The 1035-nt window shown below is 40.4% G+C and carries 2 pseudogenes; both read right to left on the reverse strand.

Features of this window, described 5'->3' with window-relative positions:
- Positions 1-32: 32 nt before the first annotated feature.
- Positions 33-713 (reverse strand): annotated as a pseudogene (locus tag ACYVTD_RS13790) (ATP-binding cassette domain-containing protein); the annotation flags it as partial.
- 80 nt (positions 714-793) lie between these two features.
- Positions 794-1035: pseudogene (locus tag ACYVTD_RS13795) on the reverse strand (hypothetical protein); the annotation flags it as partial.

Genomic DNA, 1035 nt, shown 5'->3' on the forward strand with positions numbered 1-1035 from the left:
TGATGTCGGCGCTAAAACCGAGATTTACGGGATACTGAATAATATGATTGCCGACGGGAAGAGCGTAAAATTGTTACAGTATCTGCAACTTTTAAAACTTCGTTTAATTTATGGGAAATTAGCACCGAGGTAATACCTTGGCGTTTAAATTCAAGTATCAGGTCAAGGAGCTTTTCACTCTCATCGTCGTTAAGCGAGGAAGTCGGCTCATCAAGAATGAGCAACTCCGTTTTTTTGGATAGAGCGCGGGCGATTTCCACCAACTGCTGTTTTCCAACGCCCAACTTGCTTACGATTGTTTCGGGCGGTTCATGCAAGCCTACTGTTTTTAAATAACTTTTTGATTCTTTTATATATTTGTTCCAGTTGATTATGCCGAATGTTGTTTCCATGTGTCCTAGGAACATATTTTCATAAATTGATAAATAGGGACTAAGCGCCAATTCCTGATGAATAATTGCAAGCCCTTCATGTTCGCTGTCTTTAACGCTGTGGTAATTGGTTTCGTGTCCTTTGTAAAAAACTTTGCCTTCGTAACTGTCTCTTGGATATACGCCGGAGATACAGCTCATAAGCGTGGACTTGCCCGCTCCGTTTTCTCCGCACAAGGAATGAATCTCACCTTTTTTAACTTTTAAATTTACATTTTCAAGCGCTCTAACACCGGGGAATTCTTTGGTGAGGTTTTGAATTTCCAGTATATATTCGCTCATAGATCCTTCGTATAGAAGTCAGATTTAAAGATAAAAAAAATACCCGGCTGTTTTAAAACAACCGGGTAATATAATTTAAACTAGTTTTTCAACAGGATACCGCGATCAAGTCTGTCATCATAGAATCCGGCGTCAACCATGACACCAAGATTATCTTTGGTAACAAGAATAGGATCTAACAGATAAGCTTTTACATATTTTTTGCCGGTATTGCCGATTTCTTTAAGATCGCCGTCAGCGAGAACTGCGCCGGGAATATCAATGGCTTTTCCCTTGAGAGCCTGATCAACAAGAATGATTGCGGCTTCCGCGAGTTTAGCGG

The sequence above is a fragment of the Treponema sp. R6D11 genome, from assembly GCF_054786075.1.